Source organism: Crossiella sp. CA-258035 (assembly GCF_030064675.1).
In the GTDB taxonomy this organism is placed as follows: domain Bacteria; phylum Actinomycetota; class Actinomycetes; order Mycobacteriales; family Pseudonocardiaceae; genus Crossiella.
Genome location: NZ_CP116413.1, coordinates 7,027,604 through 7,050,849, shown reverse-complemented (window position 1 = coordinate 7,050,849; position 23,246 = coordinate 7,027,604). Strand labels below are relative to the sequence as shown.

Genomic DNA, 23,246 nt, shown 5'->3' with positions numbered 1-23,246 from the left:
CACTGGGCCATCCGGGTACCGATCGGGCGACGATCCAGCTGCCCCCGGGCATCGGTCCCTGCCCGGGGGCGGATCGGCGGAATATGGTGGTGGGATTCGGATCGCGTGTTCCGCCCGAGTCCCGCCACCGTCTCGAGACCGCGATGAGGTGTTCGCCGTGCCGCTGCCATGTCCGGCCGCCCCGTGGCGTGCCGCGCTGCGCGAGGTGCCGCGGTGAACCGGGCCGAGCTGGCGCGGCAGTGGCTGCACGAGATCAGCCGGACCGTGTACGTGCCGCGGTCCCAGGCGGAGATCGCGGCGTTCCTGAGCGAACTGCTGGACGAGCTGGTCGAGGAGCTGCTGGGGTCCGCGGACCGGCTGACGCGGGCGAGCGAAGTCGGCAAACGCCTGGTGGCCGGGCAGTTCACCCCGGCGGAGAGCCTGCTGTGCACGATGAAGGTGCTCGGTTCCGGGCTGCCGAGGCTGGCCGAGCTGGCCGGGACGCCGGAGCTGGTGCAGCGGGTGGTGCTGGCGCTGGGCGCGGTGTCCGCCGGGTACGCCGAGGCGACCCGGCAGCGGACCTTCGAGCAGCAGGAGGACGTCAAGCAGGCGCTGTTGCGGGCCAAGGACAACGCCGAGCGGGCCCTGCGCGGCAGCGAGGCGCGGCTGCGCGAGGTGTTCACCAGCTCGGTGGTGGGCATCGCGATCACCGAGCTGGACGGCACGTTCGTCAACTTCAACCAGGCGCTGTGCGGGATCCTCGGCCAGGAACCGGCGGGCATGCGCGGCAGGCGGCTGATGGACTTCGTGCACGCCGACACCACCGCCGAGGTCACCCGCGCCTACGAGGCGCTCCTCGCCGGTCGGCTGGACCGGTTCCGGGCGATGGCCAGGCTGCGCAAGGGTGATGAGGAGACCGGGTTCGCCTACCTCGCGGTCTCGCTGCTGCGCGACGAGCGGGGCGAGCCGACCGGCTGCGTGACCATGGTGGAGGACGTCACCGAGCTGAAGCTGGTGCAGGACCGCCTGCACCACCAGGCGTTGCACGACCGGCTGACCGGGCTGGCGAACCGGCAGTTCTTCCTGACCCGCTTGGAGTCCGTGCTCGGCCGGATCGACCCGGCCACCGGGATGAGCCTGTACCACCTGGACATCGACGGCTTCGGGATGATCAACAGCGGGCTCGGGCACGAGGTCGGCGACCAGGTGCTGCGGCTGGTCGCGGACAAGCTGCGTGCGGTGGTGGCCAACGAGAAGGCTCTGGTCGCCCGGTTCGGCGGGGACGAGTTCGCGATCCTCATCGAGCACACCGCGAGCACCCCGGACGTGGCCACCATGGCCGCCAGGATCAACGAGGAGCTGGGCGAGCCGGTCTACCTGAACGAGCGCGGGGTGGCGGTCTCGGCCAGCATCGGCGTGGTGCAGCAGCAGGCGGGGCGGATCAAACCGGTGGAGCTGCTGCGGTCCGCGGCCGCCACGCTGCGCCGGGTCAAGTCCTCCGGCCGCCGCCAGTGGGGCCTGCACGACCAGGACGCCGACCGGCGGGACCGGGAGCGGTTCGCGCTGGCCGCGACCATGCCCGGCGCCTGGGAGAACGGCCAGCTGCGCCTGCTGTACCAACCGGTCCGCCAGCTCGCCGACGACCGGCTGGCCGGGGTGGAGGTGCTGCTGCACTGGGTGCACCCCGACTTCGGCGAGATCCGGCACGACGAGTGCGTGCGGCTGGCCGAGGAGACCGGCCTGACCATCCTCATCGGACAGTGGATGCTGCGCGCCGCCTGCGAGCAGCTGGCGTTGTGGCAGCAGGAGTTCCAGGCCCGGATGCCGCCGATCGGCCTGCGGCTGGGCCGCAGCCAGGCGGCCGATCCGGACCTGGTCGCCGATGTGCGCAAGGTGCTCGACGGCTTCGCGCTCGCACCGGACCAGCTGTGGCTGGGCGTGCCCGCGGCGGCGCTGCTGGCCGGGTTCGGCGAGGTCGAGGACAACGTGGAGACCCTGGCCGGCATGGCGGTTCCGGTGCTGCTGGACGAGTTCTGCTGCGGCACCGACGAGCTGACCCTGCTGGACGAGCTGGCGGTCAGCTCGGTCCGGCTGTCCCCGCGCCTGGTGCACCGGCTCGGCCAGCCCGCCCCGCCGGGCCTGCTCGCCGACGCGGTGGAGTCCCTGCTGCCCGTGGTGCACCGGCTGGAGGCCGCGGTGCTGATGGACGGCGTCGGCACCGCTGAACACGCCCGCCGCTGCCGCGACCTCGGCGCCGACCTGGCCCAGGGTTCCTTCTTCGGCTCGCCGGGACCGCCCGCGACCATGTCGGCGGTGCTGGCGCGGAGTTTCCCTTGACCGGCCTGGTGATCGTGGACGCGGCCAACGTGGTCGGCTCGGTGCCCGACGGCTGGTGGCGGGACCGGGCAGGCGCCACCGCGCGGCTGCTGGAGACGCTGAGCTCGTTGCCGGGCAATGGTTTGCCACCGGTGAGCGGGGTGCCGGAGTGGGCGCTCGGGCCGGTGGAGGTGGTGCTGGTGGTGGAGGGCAAGGCCGCCGGCGTGACGGCCACCGGCGCGGTGCGGGTGGTCGCGGCGCGCGGGTCGGGGGATGACGCGATCGTGGACCTGGTGCGCGCGGAGGACCGGCCCTGCCTGGTGGTGACGGCGGACCGCGGGTTGCGGGAGCGGGTGCTGGCGCTGGGGGCGGCGGTGACCGGGCCGAGCACGGTGCGCCCGGACGCGGGCCGCCACTGAGCGGCTGGGCCGACTGGCCGATAGCCGGGGCCGGTCCGCGCTCGTAGGGTTCCGGCACCGGTGGAGCAGGACACCAGCTGGGACCGGCAGCCTGAGTGGCTGTCCAAAGTGGACAGCAAACCGGCGTCCTCGGGTGCGGCCGGGTGCCCGGCTCAGCCGGTCGCGCTGAACGCCTCGGCGGCGGTAGCTCAGGCGGCCGACAGCGGGCGGCTCACCCTGGGGCTGCGCGCGGAGCAGGAGTGGAACCGCGGGGCGTGGAAGTCCTTCGGCACCGCGCCGCGGCTGACCGTCGACTACAACTCAGTGCCCGAGGCTCCCGGGCGGCAACAGGTGGAGATCCTGGACTGCCCGCCGTCCCCGGCCGAGCTGGTCCTGTACACCCCCGCGCCGGTGCTGCGCGCGACACTGTCCGATGTGGACGGTGACGTGATGGATGCCGAGTTCGAGTGGTGGGCTGGCGGTTCCCGGGTCGGCGGGGCGGTCGCCACCAAGATCCCAGACGGTAGCGCGGCGCAGGTCACGGTGCCCCGAGGGGTGTTCGCGCACGAGTCGGTGTTCTCCTGGCGGGTCTGGGCCAAGGACCGGACGGCCACCGGGGCGTGGTCGGGCTGGTGCGGTGTCCTGGTCGACGCCGAGCCGCCGCGGGTGGCGCCGCTGGTGAGTCCGCTGAAGCGGTACGAGTTCGGGGTGCGCCCCGGCTGAGTCGCCGGGGCGCACCGACCGGCGTCAGCTCGCGGCCAGGCGCAGGCCCGACTCGATGCTGGCGCCCAGGTTCTCCGTGCGGGCAAGGGTTTCCCGGAGCGTGGCGGCGTGTTCCTCAGCCGCCGCGCGCAGTCCCCGGTCGATGAGCTCGGCGGGACTGGGCACCGTGTCGGTGGTGGCGTTGAGCTCCTGCCAGTACGACACCAGCTGGCCGCCCAGCGCGAGCTCGGCGGGCAGGTCGGTGGCGGTGGGCAGTGGCCAGGCCAGGTCGTGCGCGGTGGCCGGGCCGGTCACCGAGGCGAGCAGGCCCAGCGCGGTGCGGCCCACATCGGCGGCCGGGTTGCCGAAGGCCATCTGCACCGCCGGGTGGTTGGCCAGCCACCACAGCATCCTGGTCCGCGCCTGCTGCCGCACGCGGGGCGGGGCCAGCCACAGCGCCAGGTTGGCGTAGTACTCGCCCATCTTGGCCGCCACCGCCGGTTCGGACAGGAAGCCGACCAGGTTGATGTTGAAGTAGTGGTGCCAGGTGGAGTCGGCCACGATGCGGCCCACCCCGGCCGCGTGACCGTCGTAGGCGCTGACCACGCCGTAGACCGAGCCGTTGCGCTTGTCGGTGCCGCGGGCCACGATCTCCGGCTTCGGCTGGCCGAACGGGCCGCTGGGCCAGACCTCGGCGGGGTAGCTGTCCGGGATGCGCAGCTGGCCCTCGTGCATGTGGTCCGGGAACACCGCGATCGGCCCGCGTTTGCCGCTGAAGAGCGGGTGCGGCCGGCCGGTGGGCAGGTACCGCTTGAGGATCAGCTGCTGCGGGTGGTGGTCGGCGTCCATCGGGAACGGGTTGTTGAGGTCGCTGCCCCGGTCGTCGGGCTGGTGGGTGTTGTGGCTGAACTCGATGGTGGAGTCCGGCAGTCCCTCCCACACCCGCAGCTCCCCGGCCCTGGGCACCCGGTGCGAGATGGCCCGGCCCAGGTTCAGCAGCTCGTCCAGGGCCGGGTCCGCGCCGGGCGGCTTCGGGTTGGAGTGGTCGCCGGTGATCAGCACGCCGCCACCGGCGTCCATCCAGGCCCGGAGCGCGGCCACCTCGGGAGCGGTCAGCTCGTTCTCCGGCTGGCCCAGCTCCGGCAGGTCGCAGGCCTGGATGCCGAAGAACCAGACCTGGTCGTACCTGCCGAGCAGCTCGGCGGTCAGCTTGTCGCTGGCGTGCCCTCTTCCGTGCCGCTGCACCAGGTCCAGCCGGAAGTCGGTGTGGAACGGCGCGTTCCGCTCGGTCAGGTCGCGCAGCAGCCCGACGCCGAAGGGCACGAGGTTGTTCAGCTCCACCTGGCCGACGGAGTCGGTGTAGCACAGGATCCGCTGCACCGGCTTGTCCGCGTACAGCTCCGCCAGGCGGTGACCGGGTTCGGGCTGGGCGATTGCGCCCACAATGACGTTGTCGCTCATGGTGTTTCCCCCATGGACGGTGGTTCCCGTCGCCCCCTGCGACGAACACCGCCCACTTCCAGGTATACCGAAACCCCGGCACTGGAGGGGATCACCCTGCCCCTAAGGGAACCCGGAACTCCGCGCGGTCAGGCCGCCTGGCCCGACTGCGGCAGGCCGGGCGGGGTCTCCCCGCGCAGGGTGCCCAGCAGTTCCTGGAGCCGCAGCAGGATCAGGTCGGTGACCTCCTGCAGCAGTTCCCGGTCCACCGGCCGGGAGCGGAAGGCGGACAGGTCGAGCGGCTCGCCGATCAGGAAGTCCACCGTCTTGCGCGGCAACGGGCGGAACCGCTTGCGCGGGGCGTCCAGGATGGCCTTGGTGCCCCAGCGCACGACCGGGATGATCGGCACGTCGTGCGCCAGCGCGAGCCGGGCCGCGCCGGTGCGGCCGAGCACCGGCCAGCCGTCCTCGTCGTGGGTGAGCGTGCCCTCCGGGTAGATCACCACGACCTTGCCCTCCTCCAGGGCGGCGTCCCCGGCACGCAGGCTGTCCCCGGCGGCGGAGGTGCCGCGGTAGACCGGGATCTGGCCGGTGGCCCGGAACACGCTGCCCACCACCAGTACCCGCCACAGGCTGTGCTTGGCGAAGAACCGCGGCACCCGCCGCTGCTGGTGCACGAACACCGCGTCCAGCACCGGGTCCAGGTGCGAGGGGTGGTTCATGATCAGCAGTGCCGGGCCCTCGGCGGGGATCGTGCCGCCCGCGGTGCGGCGCCGGGCCAGCAGCCAGGTCACCGGGTACAAGATGGTGGCGGTCAGTCCGACCCAGAACCCGCCACGTTCCCTGCGCTTCATGCCACCACAGTAGGTGGCTTGATCGGGCGAACACCTCGAATGCGGTCTGTCCCATACGTCCGGGCCGGGCTTCCTGCGGGGGTCACTGTCGGACGATCTCCGCGTCTTTACGCGTTTCCTACGTTCACAAGTTTATGAAAAGTCTGTAGATTCACCGGCGTGACTCCAGTGATCGAGGTGTCCGGCCTGGTCAAGAGCTATGGCCGGACCCGCGCCCTTGACGGGCTTGACCTCGCCGTGGCGGCGGGGGAGGTGCACGGCTTCCTCGGCCCGAACGGGGCCGGCAAGTCGACGGCCATCCGGGTGCTGCTCGGGCTGATCCGCGCCGACGCGGGACGGGCCCGGCTGCTCGGCGGCGATCCCTGGCGGGAGGCGACCACGCTGCACCGGCGGCTGGCCTACGTGCCGGGTGATGTGAACCTGTGGCCCGGCCTCACCGGCGGCGAGGCGATCGACCTGCTCGGCAGGCTGCGCGGTGGTCTGGACCCGGCGCGCCGGGCCGAGCTGCTGGCCCGCTTCGAGCTGGATCCCCGGGTGCGCGGGCGCGCCTACTCCAAGGGCAACCGGCAGAAGGTCGCGCTGGTCGCCGCGTTCGCCGCGGACGTGCGGCTGCTCATCCTGGACGAGCCGACCTCGGGGCTGGATCCGTTGATGGAGGCGGTGTTCCAGCAGTGCGTGGCCGAGGAACGCGACCGGGGGCGCACGATCCTGTTGTCCAGCCACATCCTCTCCGAGGTGGAGGCGCTGTGCGACCGGGTCAGCATCATCCGCGCCGGGCGCACCGTGGAGACCGGCACGCTGGCCGAGCTGCGGCACCTCACCCGCACCTCGATCACCGCCGAACTGACCGGGCCGGTGCCCGAGCTGACCGGGGTGCACGACCTGGCGGTGGACGGCAACCGGGTGCGCTGCCAGGTCGAGCCCGAGCAGCTCGGACCGGTGCTGAAAGCCTTGTCCGGGGCCGGGATCAGCTCGCTGGCCAGCCACCCGCCAACCCTGGAGGAGCTGTTCCGCCGGCACTACGAGGCGAGCCGATGACCGGCACCGGGCTGCTGTTCCGCCTGTTCCTGCGCCGCGACCGGCTGCTGCTGCCCAGCTGGGCCGGCCTGGTCACGCTGCTGGTGCTGGGCACCGCCGCCCAGTACGCGCGCCTGTTCCCCACCGCCGAGCTGCGGCAGGCGTTCCTGGCCGAGGTCACCGGCAACACCGCGCTGAGCGCCTTCACCGGCCAGGTGCACGGCGCCGGGCTGCCCGCGCTGACCGCCTGGAAGATCGGCGACATCGCCTACGCGCTGGTCTCGCTGATGGCCGTCCTGGTCACGGTGCGGCACACCCGCGCCGAGGAGGAGTCCGGCCGCGCCGAGCTGCTGGGCGCGGGCGCGATCGGCCGCCACGCCGGACTCGCCGCCGCCCTGCTGCTCACCTGGACCGCCGCCCTCGGCACCGGCGCGCTGGTCGCGATCGGCTTGCCCGCCATGGGGTTCCCCGCTGTCAACGCGCTCGCCCTCGGACTCGCGGTGGCCGCGCCCGGCCTGGTGTTCGGCGCGCTGGCCGCGGTCACCGCGCAGCTCACCCCGCGTGCCCGCACCGCCACCGCGCTGGCGGCCACCGGCTTCGGCCTGGCCTACCTGCTGCGCTTCCTGGCCGACGGCAGCGGCCTGCGCTGGCTGCGCTGGCTCAGCCCCACCGGCTGGAGCCACCTGCTCGAACCCACCGGCGACCCGCGCTGGGCGGTGCTGCTGCTTCCCTTGTTCGCAACGGTGTCGCTGACCGCGCTGGCCGTGCTGCTGGTGGCGCGCCGCGACCACGGCGCCGGCGTGTTGCCCACCCGGCCCGGACCCGCGACCGCGGCAGGGCTGCGTTCGGCCTTCGGCCTGGCCTGGCGGCTGCACCGTGGGCAGCTGCTCGGCTGGACCGCCGGGTTCGCGGTCGCCGGGGCGGCCACCGCGACGGTGGCCAGGGGCATGCCGGAGATCGCCGGTCGCGGCGGCCCGGCCATCCAGGAGTTCTTCCGCCGCTACGCCGCCAGTCCGGAGGCCGGGATCGCCGACACCTACCTGTGGCTGGTCATGCTCAGCCTCGGCGGCGTGGCCGCGCTGTACCCGATGCTGGTCGCACTGCGCCTGCGCGCCGAGGAGGCCGACGGCCGGGCCGAGCTGACCCTGTCCACCACGGTCGGCCGGACCCGCTGGGCGCTCAGCCACCTCGTCTTCGCCCTGCTGGGCACCGCCGTGACGCTGGGCGCGGGCGGCCTGGCGGCCGGCACCGTGCACGCACTGTCCACTTCGGACTCAGGTCAGCTCGGCCGGGTGCTGCTGGGCGCGCTGGTGCAGGTCCCGGCGGCCTGGACGATCGGCGCGGTCGCGGTGCTGGCCTTCGGGTTCCTGCCCAGGGCCGCCGCGGCGATCTCCTGGTCGGTGTGGCTGCTGTGCAACCTGCTCGGCGAACAGCTCGGCCCGGTGCTCGGCGTGGACTACTGGCTGGCCAACCAGATCGTGCCGTTCCACCACATCCCGAAGGTGCTCTCCGGCGGCGAGTTCACCACACTGCCCCTGCTGGCGCTGACCGCGGTGACGTTGGCGCTGGCCGGAACCGGTTTGCTCGGGCTGCGGCGACGCGATCTGGGCTGAACCCGCCAACTGGGTGAAGCCGTCACCTGCCTGGCGGCTAACACCCGTTGCGCCAAACCGGTGATACTCCGGCGGTGTCCCGCAATGCCGACCGCCAAACAGGTGGTGTCCACTTCGTCCGAATGGCCGCACTGGTCCTGGTAGCCGCGCTGTTGCCGGTGGGAGAACCAGCCGCGGCCAACCCGGCCGCGCCCGTTCCGGCGACCACAAAGGACAGTCGGATTGTGACCCTGGTCACCGGCGACCGGGTGCGCCTGGCCGCCGCCCCCGACCGCTCGGTCACCCTGCTGGTGGAACCCGCGCCCGGCCGGGAGAAACTCGGCTTCCTGCGCGAGACCACCACCGGCAAGGACGGCGTCCACCACCGGGTGGTGCCGGCGGACGCGGTGCCGCTGCTGGCCGAGGGCCGCCTGGACCCCCGCCTGTTCGACGTCACCACCCTGGCCCGGCAGCCCGCCGGGGACACCCCGGTCATCCTGACCTACACCGGCGCCCGCGCCGCCGGGGTCGTCGGCGGCCGCACGGTCCGCGCGCTGCCCGCGATCAACGGCGCGGCCGTGCGCGCCAAGGGCGCCGAGTTCTGGGACTGGGTGCGCAGCCGACCGGCCAGTCTCGGCAAGGTGTGGCTGGACGGGACCGCCCGGCCCACCCTGGCCGCCAGCGTGCCGCGGATCGGCGCGCCCGCCGCCTGGCAGAGCGGGCTCACCGGCAGCGGGGTCACCGTCGGCGTGCTGGACTCCGGCATCGACGGCGGACACCCCGACCTGGCCGGAAAGCTGCTGGCCCAGCAGGACTTCACCGGCACCCTGCCGCAGGGCGGCGACGACCTCGGGCACGGCACGCACGTGGCCGGGATCATCGCCTCGGCCGGGAACCCGTACCGCGGCGTCGCCCCCGACGTGAAGCTGGTCAGCGGCAAGGTGTGCGTGGCCTTCGGCTGCCCGGACTCGATGGTCATCGCCGGGCTGGAGTGGATCGCCCCGCGCGCCAAGGTGGTCAACCTCAGCCTCGGCGGCGACACCACCGACGGCGCCGACCCGGTGTCCACCGCGCTGAACACGTTGAGCGCCAAGCACGGCACGCTGTTCGTGGTGTCCGCGGGCAACGACCGCAGCATCGACCCGCCGGACCCGCTGGCCGGGGTCACCACACCGGCCTCGGCCGACGCCGCGCTCGCCGTCGGCAGCGTCACCGCCGGGGACACGCCCAGCCCGTTCACCAGCCACGGCCCGCGCCTGGGCGACCACGCGGTCAAACCGGACATCGCCGCGCCCGGCAGCGGCATCGTCTCCGCACGCGTGCCCGGCACGCCCACCGGCGACGCCGACCCGGTGGACGAGCGGCACAGCAGGGCCAGCGGCACCTCGATGGCCGCCCCGCACGTCACCGGCGCGGCCGCCCTGCTGCTGCAACAGAATCCACAGTGGACAGCGGACCGGCTCAAGCCGCAGCTGATGAGCTCGGCCACCCCGACCGCCGGGGTCTTCGACCAGGGCGCGGGGCGGGTGGACGTGGCCCGCGCGATCAGCCAGTCCGTGCGGGACAGCGGCAGTGTCAGCTTCGGCTTCCTGCCCTACCGGCAGTCCGCGACCAAGACCGTCCGCTACCACAACGACGGGTCGGCCCCGGTCACGCTGAACCTGGCCCTGGACCAGAACCCGGCGTTTGCCTTGTCCGCCAACCAGGTCACCGTGCCCGCCGGGGGCAGCGCCGAGGTCGCGGTCACCGCCCGCTCCACCGGACCGGCCGGGCCGCAGGGCATCCGGCTCACCGCCGCCGCGCCCGGGATCTCCGTGCGCACCGCCCTCGGCGCGGTGCTGGAGCCCGAGAGCTACCAGCTGACCTTGAAGATCCGCAGCCGTGGCGGCAAGTTCAGCGCCGCCCTCGCCCAGGCCGTGGACACCAGCACCGGCGCGGCCACCGGACCCCGCTTCGACGCCACCGGCACCGCGGTCCTCCGGCTGCCCAAGGGCCGCTACGACATCAACGCGCTGGACCTGGCCGAGCAGTCCACCGTGGTGACCCTGTTGTCCCGCACCGGACTCAGCCTGACCCGCGACACCGAGCTGACCCTGGACGCGAGCACCGCGAAACCGGTCCGCGCCACCGTGGACCGGCCCGGCGCGCAGCACCAGTACGGCGAGTTCGGCCTGGTCTCCGGCGAGAAGTCCGGCGTGCGCACCGCCACCCTGTCCTGGACCTCCGGCGCCGGCCAGCAACTCTTCGCCGCGGCCACCCCCGGCCAGGTCACTGACCACACCTACGCCTACTTCCAGCGCGCCACCCTCGGCCCGGCACACCCGGCCACCGGCCCGGTCCCGTACCTCTACCACCTGGCCTTCTTGGAACGCGGCCGCATCCCGGCCACCCTGGACCGCCGCATCCGGGACCACGAACTGGCCACAGTGGACAGTCGCTACCACGACCAGGGCCACCCGGCCACCGGCCAGCGCGCCGACTACGCCCGGCTGCCGGTGCCCGGCACCACCAACGGCATGCTGATCTCCTACCCGCTCGCCCTGCCCGCCCAGCGGGTCGAGTACTTCACCGCGCACCCCGACGTCACCTGGCAGCAGCTCCTGGTGCTCCGCCCGCCGGATGAGTCCGACGCCGAACTGCACTGGTCCGTGCGCACCCTGCGCCCCGGCCGGTCCGCCGCAGCCTGGAACCGGGCCCCGCTCGGCCCGGCCTTCGGCGACCCGGAACGCGGCTGGGGCGCGCACCGCATCGGTGCGACCCTCCAGTTCGGCGTGCCGCTGTTGTCCGGCAACGATCCCGCACTGGTCACCGAGCCACCGCCGGTCGGCATGACCGGCCGCACCACGCTCTCCCGCGACGGCCGGCAGCTCGGCGTGGCCGACACCCCCGGCTCCGGCGTGTTCACCGTGCCGACCACCGGCGGCCGCTACACCGTGCAGGCCAGCGCCACCCGCAGCGTGCCCTGGTCCGACCTGGGCAGCCGCGCCGAGGTCAGCTGGACCTTCCGCGACGCGGGCGAGGGGAAACCGTTGCCGGTGCTGGCCATCCGCGCCACCGGCCAGGTCGACGAGCACAACCGCGCCCGCGCCGGAACGTCCCACCTGCTGAACCTGTCCGTGCACCACCAGCCGGGCGCGGCCGCCGCACCGATCACCGCGCTGACCGCCGAGGTCTCCTACGACGAGGGCGGGACCTGGACCCGCAGCCCGGTGCTGCGCTTCGGCGCCAACGGCTACACGCTGCTGAACCACCCGCGCGGCACCGGTTTCGCCGCGCTCCGGCTCACCGCGGCCGACGCCGAGGGCAACTCGGTCAGCCAGACCGTGTACCGGGCATACGGACTGTCGGATCGCTGAGCAGCAACACCAGCAGCGCCAGCAGGAACGCGAGCCCGAGGAGCAGGGTGAGGACGCGGCGGTGGCGAGTCCACGCCGCGTCCCACGCCCCGCTCTCGCCGAAGCGCAGGTTCGCCGTGGTCATCAGCGCCCGACCCAGGCCAAAACCCAGCCCGGCGCACAGCGCGGCCGGCACGGAGGCCAGGAACAGCACCGCGACCGCGGCCACGTACGGCAGCCCACTGGGCAGGTAGGTGCGCGCCCCGGTGCCCATCTCCAGCCCGAACTGGAACGGCCCGGCGTGCCGCCCCAGCCGGAACACCGTCTCCGGCACCAGCCGCCGGTTCTCCGGCAACCGGATCCGCAGCCAGCCGAGCTCCTTGCCCAGCACCACGATGAGCATCAGCCCGACCAGCAGCCAGGGCACGGGCGGCGGCAGCGGGGCGCGCAGCAGCGAGCCGACCACCACCAGTACGGTCGCGGTGACCAGGCCGCCGCCCAGCAGTCCCAGGCAGAAGGCCACCGCCGGAGTGCCTCGCCAGACCGGCGAGCTCAGCACCAGGGCCGAGTTCCGGCTTCAGGTGGAGCCGCTGGTGGCGAACCCCGAGGCCGCGCCCATCGCCAGCCACCCGGCCAGCACGGGCAAACCCGTCGCGGCGGCGGCCAGCGCGAGCACGGCGGCGGCTCCGGCCAGCGGATGCCAGTGCAGCCTGCTCACAGCACAGGAGCCCGGCAGATCGTCAGGTACGTCTGTCCACTGTGGCCAGGACCCCAGAACGTCGAATAGCCGTCCGAGCAGCGCCACACCTTGCCGTCCGGGGTGGTCCACTTCCACGCGTTCTTGGTGGTGGAGGTGCCGCAGGAGGTGGAGATCGGCACGTGCTGACTCTGCATCGCGCCGTTCTCGTAGGTCCCGTACTTGTGCCAGCCCTTCTCGCAGTACACCGAGCCGCGCCAGGTGCCGGACAGGCAGGCCGCGTGGGTGCTGACGTACGCGCCGGTGGTGTCACCGACCTCGGCGTAGCCGTTGGGGTAGGCGTCCTTGCAGTCGTTGCGGTCCCAGCCGGACAGGGCGTACGGACCGGCCTCCGCGCCGGCCGGGCGCGCGCCGAACAGGTTCAGCGCGCTCGCGCCCACCGTGACCGCGCCCAGCGCGAGGGCCTTGAACAGGGCGCGGCGGCTGCCGGTGAAGTCCAGTTCGCGCAACGCGGTGGTCGGCCGCGCGTCCGCGGGGGCCTGATCGGTGTCCGGGATGTCGTTGAGGTCAAGCGGCATCGGCGTGCCCCCGCACCACGATCCGCTGCCATTCGGCCAGCACCGTGTCCACCTCGGCCACCCGCACCGGCAGGTGCACCCGCTCGGCCCGGCCGGTGCCGTCCACCAGCATCAGCACCGGCGGCGACAGGTGCGAGACCGCGCGCCACACCTCGCCGTCGCTGACCACCTCCAGTTGGCCGGACACCTTGGCCCACAACGCTTCCGGCTCATGCGTCAGCAGCACCGAGCCGGGTGCCAAGGCCAGCAGCCGGTCCAGCACGGCGTGGCAGAGCGGGCAGCCGGAGTCGGCGGCCAGCACGATCCGCCGCCCCCGCCCGGCGAAGCGGGGGCCGAGCAGCAGCTCCGGCGGGGCGGCCGCGAAGGCCTCCGGGCTGCGCCGGACCTCGTTGCGCAGCAGGCGGATCTCCCGCAGCACCGCGGCGAGTCCGAGGAACAGCACCAGGATCGCCACCCAGGTGATGATGTTGAAGGCCATTTCCGGTGACATACCCGTCTCAGTTCGCCTTGTGCCAGACCACGTTGATCTCGTTCAGCCAGTCCAGCCGTTGCCGTTCGGTGGTCGCGCCGGTGTCGCACAGGTGCACCTCGGCGGTGCCCGCCGGGCAGCCGAGCACAAACGCGTGCTCGCTGGCCCGTGCCGACCCTGCCGCGCCGGGGTACGGAGTTTTCCACACCTCGCCGTGCCGGGTGCGCGCCCCGGCGAAGCGCGGGGTGAGCCCGGCGGCCTGGCGCGGACCGGGAATGGACAGCGAGCCGTGGTCCCGGACGGCCAGCATGATCTGCTCGCTCATCAGCTCCAGCATGGTCGCCGACCGCGGCCGCACCACCATCCCGGCCACGGTGTCCTGCACCCGCAAGGAGTTGAACAGCGCGAACACCGCGTCCCGGTGCGGCGCGGGTCCGGAGTAGACGGTCATCAGCTCGTGGTAGACCCCGAACAGGGTGGCCAGCGAGGACTGGCCGTCGATCGCCTCGGCGACCACCACCTCCCTGCCGTGCACCAGGAACCGCTCCCGCTGCCGCATCGGCGCCACCTGGGTGACCGCGAACTCGTGGTAGCCGCGCGACCCGATCTGGAAGCCGGTGCCGTGCACGCCACCGGCGAACCGGATCCCCGCGGCCACACTGGACACCGGGGTGTGCGCGGGCAGCGTGACGCTCACCCGGCGCCCGCTGGGCGCGGTCAGCGTCAACTGCTGGGTCGCCATCACCTTTCCTCTCGCCAGGGCTGGTTCATGAAACACGGCCGCAGAGAAGATCAACAGCCATCATTCGGGTGTCCGGTTACCCTCATCGAGTGTTCTCCGCCGTGCTCAACGCCTGTTCGCTCGGCGCCGCACTGCTCCTGTTGGTAGCCGGACTCGGCCACCTGCGCGAACGTACACTCTTCCTGGCCACGCTCCGTGCGCAACGCCTGCTGCCGCCGACCGTGCACCGTCCCGTGTCCTTGCTCACCCCGGCCACGGAACTCCTGGCCGCGGCCCTCACCACCGCCACCGTGCTGCTGCCCTCCCTGCCACGTGCTCTGCTGTTGCCACAGACTGCCCTCTACCTGGCCTTTGCCGCATACCTGGGCATCTTGGTGCGCACCAGGCCCGGCACGCCCTGCGGTTGCTTCAACTCCCGCTCCCCGGCCACCTGGGCGACGGTCCTGCGCGCGACCCTCGCCGCGGCCGCGACGCTGGTGACCACGTTTGCGCCGCCCCTGCCGAAAAGCTGGCTGCTGCCCGCCCTGGCCGCGAGCCTCGTGCTCGCCGCGATCGCCTGGCTGGCCCCGGTGTTCAGCGCAGGCGGCGGGACGAGTCCGCCAGCCGCTCGGTGATCCCGCGCCGGTCCAGCAGTTCCAGCAGCGGCACCGCCACCCGGCGGCTGGTGCCCAGCGCCTGCCGCGCCTGACTCACCGTGAACGGGGCAGCGAGCATGGCCAACACCTTCACGGCTTGAGTGACCGCATCGGGTGACAGCACGACACCCTCGGCGACCCGCAGCAGCCGCCCGGCCCGCACTGCCGCCGCCAGCTCCTTGCCGCCCAGCCCCAGCTCGACCAGCCGGGCCGCATCCGGTGCGGCGAACGGGTTCCCGGCCAGCTCCGCCGCGAGCGCGCCCAGCGCCTGCTCGATCCGCGCGGGCAGCTCCGCGCCGCCGACCCGCCCCGCCGGCACCGCCAGCCCCGCCGCGTTCGCCAGCGGCCCGACCAGCGCCACCTCGGGCAGGTCCAGCCGCTGTCGCAGCGCCTCGGCGGGCATCCCCGGTTCGAGCGGGTGCTCCTGTCGCCACGACTCGACCTCTCCGGGCGCGCGCCGGACCATGGCGGCCCAGTGCTCTGGATCAGCGTGCCAGTCCGCCAGAACCGGTTCCGGCGCGGACAGCCCAGCGGCCCGCAGTTCAGCCGTCCGGGCGAAACCTCTGGTGCGCAGGTGGATCGCCAGTGGATCGTCGGTCAGCTCGGCTGCCCTGGCCGCGGCCCCGCCCCGGCGCAGCGGCCGCGGATCGAGATCGACGACCTCCGCCCCGCCCAGCACCTCGCCCCGGCCGGGATCGCGCAGCAGCAGCCGATCCCCGATCCGCAGCGGCAGCGGCCGGGCCAGCCGCAGCCGGGCGCCGACCGTCCCCAGTGGACGGACCCGCACCGGCACCGCGGCCGATCCCAGGTGCGCCACCAGTTCCGCCGGCAGCTCGGCGCCGATGAGGACGTCGACCACGGTCGCGGTGCGCCAGCGGCCGGGGCTGAGCAGCGCGTCCCCGCGCACCAGCTCGGTCCGCTCGACCCCGCGCAGGTTGACCGCGATCCGGGCCACCGCGGGCACGAGGTCGCACTGGCGGCCCAGGGCGTGCAGGCCGCGCACCCGGAGCAGCTGCCCGGTGGAGGCGAGCTGGAGCTCCTCGCCCTTGGCGATGGTGCCCGCGCTGAGCGTCCCGGTGACCACCGTGCCCGCGCCGCCCACGGTGAACGAGCGGTCCAGCCACAGCCGCACGTCCGCCGCGGGCTCGGGCGCGGGCAGCCGGTCGGTCAGCGCGAGGATCGCGGCCCGCAGCTCGTCCAGTCCCTGTCCGGTGGTCGCGCTGACCACCACGTGCGGAACCGCGCCCAGGTGCTGTTCGGCTTGGCGCAGCGCGGTTTCCGGGTCGGCGAGGTCGGCGCGGGTGATGGCCAGCAGCAGGTGCCGGACGCCGAGCGCGCGGATCGCGGCCAGGTGTTCGGCGGACTGGGGTTTCCAGCCCTCGTCCGCGGCCACCACGAACAGCACCGCGGGCACCGGCCCGATCCCGGCGAGCATGTTGGGCACGAACCGGTGGTGCCCCGGCACGTCGACGAAGGCGATCTCCTGCCCGGACAGCGTGGTCCAGGCGAAACCCAGGTCGATGGTCAGGCCCCGGCGGCGCTCCTCGGCCCAGCGGTCCGGTTCCATCCCGGTGAGCAGGCGGACCAGGGTGGACTTGCCGTGGTCGACGTGCCCGGCGGTGGCCACCACCCGCATCAGCGCGGCACCGCCAGCACCGCCGCGCGCAGGTGGTCGTCCTGGTGCGGGGCAACGGCGCGCAGGTCGAGCAGGCAGCGTCCCCGTTCCACCCGGCCGACCACGGCCAGCGCGCGCAGGGCGGCGGCGTAGTGCTCGGGCAGGCTGACCGCGGCACTCGGCAGCGGCACTCCCGGCGCGCCACCACCGCCGACCGCGGCGATGCTCTGGACCGCCACCGCGTCCACACCGGACCCGACCAGTGCGGCCGCGAGCGCTCCGGCGCGGGCCAGCAGCTCGTCCTGGCCCGCGGAAAGTGCTTGCGCCACCGGGGTTTCCGGTCCGCGCAGGGTCGCCTCCAGCGCGGCCAGGGTGAGCTTGTCCACCCGCAGCGCGCGGGCCGCCGGATGCCGCCGCAGCCGCTCGACCAGCTCCGCCTCGCCCAGCAGCAGTCCGGCCTGCGGACCGCCGAGCAGCTTGTCCCCGCTCGCGGTGACCAGGGTCGCGCCTGCGCGCAACGCCGTGGTGGCGTCCGGTTCCTCCGGCAGCAGCGGATGCGGGTGCAGCAGACCGGAACCGATGTCCACCACCACCGGCACCCCGAGGCCGGCCAGCTCGGCGGTGTCCACAGTGGAGGTGAAGCCGGTGACCTGGAAGTTGGACGGGTGCACCTTGAGGATGAAACCGGTGTCCTGGCCGACCGCCTCGGCGTAGTCGCGCAGGTGCACCCGGTTCGTCGCGCCGACCTCGTGCAGGCGGGCGCCGGTGCTGCGCAACAGGTCCGGGATGCGGAAGCCGTCGCCGATCTCCACCAGCTCGCCGCGGCTGATCACGATCTCCCGTCCGGCGGCCATGGCCAGCGCGCACAGCAGCAGCGCGGCGGCGTTGTTGTTGACCACGTGCACGCCACCGGCCGCGGGCACCGCCTCGGCGAGCGCGGCCAGCGCGTCCCGGCCCCGGCGGGCGCGGGCGCCGGTGGCCAGGTCGAACTCCACGTCGGTCGGCCCGGCGGCCGCGGCGATGGCGGCCACGGCGGCGGGGGAGAGCGGGGCGCGGCCGAGGTTGGTGTGCACCAGCACGCCGGTGGCGTTGAGCACCGGGCGCAGGCTGCTCGCACCAGTGGGGAGCGCGGCCAGCGCGTGCGCGGCCACCTCGGCGGGCGCGATCTCGCCGGCGCGGGCGAGGCTCTGGGCGCGGGTGATGGCGGCCTTGACCGTGTCGCGGCCGAGGGTGGCGGCCATCGCGGCCAGGCGCGGGTCAGTTAGCAAGGCATCGGTGCGGGGGATGTGCCTGCGGGGATCGGCCGACCCGCCTTCGGTGCGTGGATCGGTCATCGCAGCCCCGGGTGGCGGAGGCGGACGGGAATCGAACCCGCCAGCGACAGCTGCTGCCGCTCAGCGGTGTTGAAGACCGCGCCGGTCACCAGGCCGGATACGCCTCCCTGAGCCACCAGCCCATCTTGCCAGTAGCTAGATACGTCAACCCGAGGTTGACGGCGCTCGCTGCGTCAACCTAGAGTTGACGGCATGGACAACGCACCCCGACTTGACGAGCTCATCGCCGCCATACGGCGCATGTCGGTCCTGCGCAACCAGGACCCCGACCAGGACGCCCTGCACCAGTTGAAGGACGCCGTGGTGCTCGGCGAACGCCTCGGCGAGCTCGCCGACCACCTGATCGGCCACTTCGTCGACCAGGCCCGCCGCAACGGCGCGTCCTGGACCGAGATCGGCCGCAGCATGGGTGTCACCAAACAGGCCGCGCAGAAGCGGTTCGTGCCCAAGGAAGGCGGCGAGACCCTGGACCTCAGCCTGTTCAGCCGGTTCACCGACCGGGCCCGCCAGGTGGTGGTCGCCGCCCAGGACGTGGCCCGTGAGGCGCGCAGCGGCAAGGGCACCCCGGAACACCTGGTCCTCGGCCTGCTGGACCAGTCGGAAGGCTTGGCGGCGAAGGCGATCCTGGCCCAGGGCGTCACCCTGGACCAGGTCCGCGACGCGGTCACCCCGCTGCTGCCGGAACCGGTGGCGGAGATGACCGTGCAGGTCCCGTTCACCCCGGCCGCGGTGAAGGTGCTCGAACTGACCGGCCGCACCGCGCTTCGCCTCGGCCACAACTACATCGGCACCGAGCACATCCTGCTGGGCGTGCTGGCCGAACAGGACTCACCCGGCGCTCGGGCGCTCGCCGAGCTGGGCATCGCCGCGGAGGCCGTCGAGGCGTGGACGGTGGCCGAGCTGGAGAAGATCATGAAGCGGCTCCAGGGCTGATCAGCGGCGTGCAGGCGGGATCGGCGCACCGGCGCAGGACTCGTCGGAGGTCTTGCCCGTGTCGAAGAACTCGACGGCCTTGGCCGCGCACGGCAGGTCCAGCAGCGAACCGTGCTGGTCGTCCTCGACCGTGAGCAAGGCGCCGCCGATTCGTTCCCGCATCGCACGAGACCACTCGATCGGGGTGATCTCCTCGTGTGAGTGCCCGACCAGCTGGAGCGGACTGGTGCCGCCGGCGAACTGCCACGGCGTGGCCGGCAGCGGCCAGCCGACGCAGCGGTCGTCGTACTTGCCGTAGCCACCGGAGACCGGCAGCTGCGCGACCAGCTCCTGGCGGCTGCGCCAGATCTCCTCGAAGTCGCGGGTGCCGGCGGAGTCGTTGCACATCACCGAGGTCTGCTGGAACGGGCTGAAGCCGACCTGCTCGCTGTCCCAGCCCAGCATGGTCTGCTCCCTCGGCGGCGCGACCAGTTCGCGCTGGGTGCCGTCACGCAGTCCGGCCAGCCGCCGGGCCGACTCGGCCCAGTCCCGGCGGGCGGAGGTGATCAGGTCGTCGAAGACGTCGAGCTCGCTGGTCTGCCGGGCGCGCAGGTCCAGCAGCGCCTTGCTGACCAGCGGCCCGGTCGCGCCGAAGCGGTAGACGTCGTTGTTGCGGGCGATCCAGGCGGCGAACTCGTGGAAGGTGTTCTCCCGCGCCGTCAGCTGACCGCGGTCCATCTCGACCAGGTCCAGGGTGGGCGCCATCACCGAGTCGAGCAGCATCTTGTCCACGTGCTGGTCGAACAGCGTGCGGTACTGCGCGCCCAGCGCGGTGCCCCAGGAGATGCCGTAGTAGCCGATCTTGCGCTCACCCAGGGCCAGCCGGATCCGGTCCATGTCCCGCGCGATGTTGGCAGTGGAAAGATTGCGCATGAACTCGGGATCGGCCGCAACACACCGCTGGTGGTTGCGGCCGTCCCGCTCGGCGACAAAACGCGCCCGCTCCTTCGGCGACAACGCGGGATCCGGCTGGGTCCAGTCATCCGCGCAGGTCACCGCCTCGCTGTAGGCGACCCCGCGGGGCGCGAAACCGATGAGGTCGTGGTGCACGCCGAGGCCGGCGGCCTTCGACCGCAGCACCGAGCTCGGCATGTTCATCCCGGATCCGCCGGGACCGCCCGGGTTGAACAGCACGACCCCGTCGCGGCGGCCACTGGCCTTGATCCGGCTGATCGCGATACCGAAGCTGCGCCCGTCGGGCTTGGCGTAGTCGACCGGCACGGTCACCATCGCGCACTCGGTGCGGTCGTCGCCGGGCGACCAGCGGTGCGCGATCTCCTTGCAGGGCCGCCACTGCAAGGTGCTCGCCGTGGCGATCCCGGGCGCCAGCGGGAGCAGCACCAGCCCGGCCAGCAGGGGGCCGAACAGTTTCTTGATCTGCATGCGCCCACCCTGACCGGGGCGGCGCCCGAGCTGCTCAGCCGATCGGCCGATCCCGGCGGCGAACGGCTGATTTCTCAGAACACCAGCTTGAACAGGCGCAGCGCGAACACCGTGTCCGCGAGGAACAGCACACCGGGCAGCAGTACCGCGACCAGCCAGTACGGCCGCACCGGCACCACGGCCCAGAGGGTGATGAACCGGTTGGCCAGGAACCACAGCGGCAGGAACAGCAGCCAGCACACCCCGGCCATCATGATCGGGATGTCGATGCCGTCGCGCGCCGGGAACGCGGAGAAGTCACCCAGCCGGTAGGCGATCGCGGAGAAGACCATGCGGGTGAACAACAGCGGGAAGTACGCGGCCACCCCGAGCGCCAGGTTCACCACCACCCCGACTGACCAGCCCAAACCCGCGGCCCGGCCGACTCGCGCCACCGCCACATCCGCCACCACGTCGCCCCCAGCAGGCTCAAGGACGGCCCTCGGCCCCCCGGCATCCAGTCTATCGCCGGGTTTCGCCGAGCCCGCGTTCGCGATGTGTTGGCCGATTTCGCGAACACGCCGCTCCGCCCGGCCACCGCTCACCCGTCCCGCAAGCTGGCCGTCTGGCCGTCTGGCCGGACGCGGCTCGCCTGGCCCGCACATCCCTCGCCCGTCTGCAGGGCTGGTTGCCGGGCCGCGCGCCATCCGTCTCAGCGGGCTCGGTGACCGAGCCACCCGCGTGTTGGCCGTTGTTGTCGCTGTGTTGGCCGCTTTGTCGCTCGGGTTGGCCGAATTCGGACAGGTTCGGCGGCTGATCGCCTGGGGCGTGTCAGGGTCGCGGGGTGTTGTGGTGGCGGGTGGTTGGGGTTGGGCTGGTTGGGGTTCTGGTGGCCGGGGGTGTGGCCGAGGCCCGGGAGCAGTGGGTGAGTGAGCCCGCGGGGTTCGTTGATCCACTGATCGGGTCGGCGCGGGAGGGGAACACCTTCCCCGGCGCGCAGCGGCCGTTCGGGATGATCGCGTGGAGTCCGACCAGCACGCGTGGCGACCAGACCGGGACCGGGGCGGCGAACGGGTACTCCTACGACGTCACCCGGGTGCGGGGGTTCTCGCTGACCCACGTCAACGGGGCCGGGTGCAACCCTGGCGCGGCGGGGGATGTGCCGATCATGCCGCACGTGGGGGAGGTGCTCAGCTCGCCGAGTGCGGATGTCACGGATGCCGTGTACGCCAGTGACTTCTCGCATGAGGACGAGCTCGCGCGGCCGGGCCGGTACTCGGTGGGGCTGGCTTCCGGGGCTCGGGTTGATCTCGCGGTGACCGAGCGGGCCGGGATCGCCGAGTTCGGCTTTCCGGCCGGGAAGGCCGCGAACCTGTTGTTCCGCACCTCCAACTCGCTCAACGGCAGCGAGGACGCCGACATCCGGATCGATCCGACCGGGCGGCGGGTCACCGGGTCGGTGCTGACCGGGGCGTTCTGCGGGCGGCGGGCCAACGGCGGGGTGCACAACCGCAAGAGCTACTACCGGCTGCACTTCACCGCCGAGTTCGACCAGCCGGTGACCGGCACCGGGGTGTGGCGGGACGGGACGCTCACGCCCGGCGGGACCAGCGTCAGCGGTGGGGAGGGTTATGCCACCGGTGCGGAGCGGGCCGGGCGCGGCTCCGGTGGGTACGTCAGCTTCGCGCCAGGGAGTGCGGTGCGGATGCGGATCGGTATGTCCTATGTGGACATTGTTGGCGCGGAGGGGAACCTGCGGCAGGAGATCCGGCGTTCGGACACCGTGGCGCGGGTGGCGCGGGACGGGTTCCGGGCCTGGGACCGGGAGCTTCGGCGAGTTCGGGTCGCGGGTGGCAGTGCCGACCAGCGGACCGTGTTCTACACCGCGCTGTACCACGCCTTGCAGCAGCCCAACCTCGTGTCCGATGTGGACGGTCGCTATCTCGGCATGGACCGGCGGGTGCACCGGGTCGGGGCGGGGCAGGGCGCGCAGTACGGGAACTTCTCCGGGTGGGACCAGTACCGGGCGCAGATCCAGCTGCTGGCGTTGCTGAAACCGGGGCTGGCCAGGGACTTCGCGCAGTCGCTGCTCAACTACGCGCGGCAGAACGACGGGGTCTGGGACCGCTGGGTGCACGTCAACGGCGCCACCCACGTGATGACCGGCGACCCGTCCGCGGCCACCCTGGCCACCTTCCACGCCATGGGGGTGCGCGACTTCGACGTCGCGGGCGCGTTTGCCTCGCTGTACCGGCAGGCCACCGTGCCCCGGCCGGAAGGGCTGCTGGACGCGGGTTGTCCTGGGCAGTGCGTCGGGCAGCGGCCGAACCTGGGTCAGTACCTCCAGTCCCGGTACAGCGCGCACGACGTCTGCCACTGCTGGGGTGGCGCGGCGGAGACCCTGGAGGCATCGGTCGCTGATGACGCGCTGGGCCGGTGGGCGGCGGAACTGGGGCTGGGCAAGGAAACCGCTGAGTTGCGGCAGCGGGGGACCTACTGGCGCAACGTGTTCAACCCCGCCACCGGGTACATCCAGGCGCGCAAGCTGGACGGTTCCTGGCTCACCCCGTTCGACCCGGCGAGTCAGCAGGGGTTCGCGCAGGGCAGTGCCGCGACCTATGTGTGGATGGTGCCGCAGGACGTCAGCGGGCTGGCCGAAGCCATGGGCGGCAAGGAGAACGCGGTCCGGCGGCTGGACGAGTTCTTCCTCGGCGGGGGTGGGCCGCTGCGCTACGACCCGGCCAACGAACCCGGCATCCACGCGCCCTGGCTGTACAACGAGCTCGGTCAGCCCTGGAAGACCCAGGAGACCGTGCGTCGGCTGATGGACACCGTCTACCGCACCGGCCCGGCCGGGCTGCCCGGCAACGACGACCTCGGCACCATGTCCGCCTGGTACGTCTTCGGCGCGCTCGGCCTGTTCCCGCGCACCCCGGGCAGCGCGGAACTCCTGCTGGCCACCCCGTTGTTCCCGCGCGCGCTCATCTCACCCGATGGGCGGACGCCGAGCTTGATCGACACCAGCGGCGCTGGGCCGTACACCCTGGCGGTGACCGTGAACGGCCGGGCGCACCGGGACTGGAAGGTCGGCGGATTGCCCAGGAGCCTGCACGTGCGGCGCGGCGAGGCGGTACCCGGATAGCGGAAAAGCGGGCGGAGGTGGAACAGACACCCGCCCGCCGGCGTTGGTTGGCGGTGACCACCGGATA

General features: G+C 73.0%; 20 protein-coding genes and 1 tRNA gene. 9 read left to right on the top strand and 12 right to left on the bottom strand.

From position 1 onward, the window contains the following. Positions 1-213: 213 nt before the first annotated feature. The 3 genes from N8J89_RS31640 to N8J89_RS31630 are packed head-to-tail and all read left to right on the top strand — an operon-like array spanning position 214 to position 3,416. Positions 214-2,316 carry a putative bifunctional diguanylate cyclase/phosphodiesterase gene (locus tag N8J89_RS31640; protein ID WP_283660655.1) on the top strand — a complete coding sequence of 701 codons (2,103 nt, stop codon included), beginning with the start codon at positions 214-216 and terminating at the stop codon, positions 2,314-2,316. Then, a complete protein-coding gene (locus N8J89_RS31635) occupies positions 2,313-2,714 on the top strand; it encodes a PIN domain-containing protein (protein ID WP_283660654.1) in 402 nt (133 codons plus the stop codon). The genes N8J89_RS31640 and N8J89_RS31635 overlap by 4 nt, the downstream gene beginning before the upstream one ends. Before the next feature lie 60 nt (positions 2,715-2,774). Beyond that, positions 2,775-3,416 carry a hypothetical protein gene (locus N8J89_RS31630; protein WP_283660653.1) on the top strand — a complete coding sequence of 214 codons (642 nt, stop codon included), beginning with the start codon at positions 2,775-2,777 and terminating at the stop codon, positions 3,414-3,416. Between the two features lie 24 nt (positions 3,417-3,440). Here N8J89_RS31630 and N8J89_RS31625 read toward each other — a convergent pair whose 3' ends face one another. Both N8J89_RS31625 and N8J89_RS31620 read right to left on the bottom strand, forming a co-directional pair. Continuing rightward, positions 3,441-4,856 carry a hypothetical protein gene (locus N8J89_RS31625; protein WP_283660652.1) on the bottom strand — a complete coding sequence of 472 codons (1,416 nt, stop codon included), beginning with the start codon at positions 4,854-4,856 and terminating at the stop codon, positions 3,441-3,443. Between the two features lie 128 nt (positions 4,857-4,984). Further along, positions 4,985-5,689 carry a lysophospholipid acyltransferase family protein gene (locus N8J89_RS31620; RefSeq protein ID WP_283660651.1) on the bottom strand — a complete coding sequence of 235 codons (705 nt, stop codon included), beginning with the start codon at positions 5,687-5,689 and terminating at the stop codon, positions 4,985-4,987. A gap of 159 nt (positions 5,690-5,848) precedes the next feature. On the opposite strand from N8J89_RS31620, the gene N8J89_RS31615 reads away from it, so the two are divergent. From N8J89_RS31615 to N8J89_RS31605, 3 genes are all read left to right on the top strand, one after another. Next, complete coding sequence (locus N8J89_RS31615; protein ID WP_283660650.1) at positions 5,849-6,727, top strand: ABC transporter ATP-binding protein; 879 nt, start codon at positions 5,849-5,851, stop codon at positions 6,725-6,727. After that, positions 6,724-8,319 carry an ABC transporter permease gene (locus N8J89_RS31610; RefSeq protein WP_283660649.1) on the top strand — a complete coding sequence of 532 codons (1,596 nt, stop codon included), beginning with the start codon at positions 6,724-6,726 and terminating at the stop codon, positions 8,317-8,319. Before N8J89_RS31615 ends, N8J89_RS31610 begins: the two co-directional genes overlap by 4 nt. Before the next feature lie 122 nt (positions 8,320-8,441). Next, on the top strand, positions 8,442-11,654 hold the full coding sequence (locus N8J89_RS31605; protein ID WP_283660648.1) for a S8 family peptidase: 3,213 nt from the start codon (positions 8,442-8,444) through the stop codon (positions 11,652-11,654). Here the strand turns inward: N8J89_RS31605 and N8J89_RS31600 are convergent. The 5 genes from N8J89_RS31600 to N8J89_RS31580 are packed head-to-tail and all read right to left on the bottom strand — an operon-like array spanning position 11,611 to position 14,119. After that, the gene (locus N8J89_RS31600) at positions 11,611-12,156 is read right to left on the bottom strand and encodes a hypothetical protein (RefSeq protein ID WP_283660647.1); all 546 of its coding nucleotides are present in this window, start codon (positions 12,154-12,156) and stop codon (positions 11,611-11,613) included. The two genes, N8J89_RS31605 and N8J89_RS31600, sit on opposite strands and share 44 nt — an antisense overlap. A gap of 54 nt (positions 12,157-12,210) precedes the next feature. Then, positions 12,211-12,351, bottom strand: coding sequence for a hypothetical protein (locus N8J89_RS31595; protein ID WP_283660646.1), 141 nt, complete (start codon positions 12,349-12,351; stop codon positions 12,211-12,213). After that, complete coding sequence (locus tag N8J89_RS31590; protein WP_283660645.1) at positions 12,348-12,908, bottom strand: hypothetical protein; 561 nt, start codon at positions 12,906-12,908, stop codon at positions 12,348-12,350. Before N8J89_RS31590 ends, N8J89_RS31595 begins: the two co-directional genes overlap by 4 nt. Further along, complete coding sequence (locus tag N8J89_RS31585; RefSeq protein ID WP_283660644.1) at positions 12,898-13,386, bottom strand: hypothetical protein; 489 nt, start codon at positions 13,384-13,386, stop codon at positions 12,898-12,900. The genes N8J89_RS31590 and N8J89_RS31585 overlap by 11 nt, the downstream gene beginning before the upstream one ends. 19 nt (positions 13,387-13,405) lie before the next feature. After that, positions 13,406-14,119 carry a hypothetical protein gene (locus tag N8J89_RS31580; protein ID WP_283660643.1) on the bottom strand — a complete coding sequence of 238 codons (714 nt, stop codon included), beginning with the start codon at positions 14,117-14,119 and terminating at the stop codon, positions 13,406-13,408. A gap of 89 nt (positions 14,120-14,208) precedes the next feature. On the opposite strand from N8J89_RS31580, the gene N8J89_RS31575 reads away from it, so the two are divergent. Beyond that, positions 14,209-14,733 carry a MauE/DoxX family redox-associated membrane protein gene (locus tag N8J89_RS31575; protein ID WP_283660642.1) on the top strand — a complete coding sequence of 175 codons (525 nt, stop codon included), beginning with the start codon at positions 14,209-14,211 and terminating at the stop codon, positions 14,731-14,733. On the opposite strand, the gene selB is transcribed toward N8J89_RS31575, so the two are convergent. The 3 genes from selB to N8J89_RS31560 form a co-directional block, all read right to left on the bottom strand. Continuing rightward, the gene (gene selB, locus N8J89_RS31570; RefSeq protein ID WP_283660641.1) at positions 14,693-16,390 is read right to left on the bottom strand and encodes a selenocysteine-specific translation elongation factor; all 1,698 of its coding nucleotides are present in this window, start codon (positions 16,388-16,390) and stop codon (positions 14,693-14,695) included. The two genes, N8J89_RS31575 and selB, sit on opposite strands and share 41 nt — an antisense overlap. After that, entirely contained in the window at positions 16,390-17,703 is a 1,314-nt protein-coding gene (selA, locus tag N8J89_RS31565) for an L-seryl-tRNA(Sec) selenium transferase (RefSeq protein ID WP_283660640.1), read from the bottom strand. The genes selB and selA overlap by 1 nt, the downstream gene beginning before the upstream one ends. Before the next feature lie 12 nt (positions 17,704-17,715). Next, positions 17,716-17,810: transfer RNA gene (locus tag N8J89_RS31560), tRNA-Sec, on the bottom strand. Positions 17,811-17,895: 85 nt separating this feature from the next. Between N8J89_RS31560 and N8J89_RS31555 the strand changes: the two genes are divergently transcribed. Then, positions 17,896-18,636: a Clp protease N-terminal domain-containing protein gene (locus tag N8J89_RS31555; RefSeq protein WP_283660639.1), complete on the top strand. Its 741-nt coding sequence runs from the start codon at positions 17,896-17,898 to the stop codon at positions 18,634-18,636. Here N8J89_RS31555 and N8J89_RS31550 read toward each other — a convergent pair whose 3' ends face one another. Both N8J89_RS31550 and N8J89_RS31545 read right to left on the bottom strand, forming a co-directional pair. Beyond that, on the bottom strand, positions 18,637-20,058 hold the full coding sequence (locus N8J89_RS31550) for an alpha/beta fold hydrolase (protein WP_283660638.1): 1,422 nt from the start codon (positions 20,056-20,058) through the stop codon (positions 18,637-18,639). Between the two features lie 74 nt (positions 20,059-20,132). Further along, positions 20,133-20,498, bottom strand: coding sequence for a hypothetical protein (locus N8J89_RS31545; protein WP_283660637.1), 366 nt, complete (start codon positions 20,496-20,498; stop codon positions 20,133-20,135). 383 nt (positions 20,499-20,881) lie between these two features. On the opposite strand from N8J89_RS31545, the gene N8J89_RS31540 reads away from it, so the two are divergent. Beyond that, a complete protein-coding gene (locus tag N8J89_RS31540) occupies positions 20,882-23,179 on the top strand; it encodes a GH92 family glycosyl hydrolase (protein ID WP_349497417.1) in 2,298 nt (765 codons plus the stop codon). The last annotated feature ends 67 nt before the right edge of the window (positions 23,180-23,246 follow it).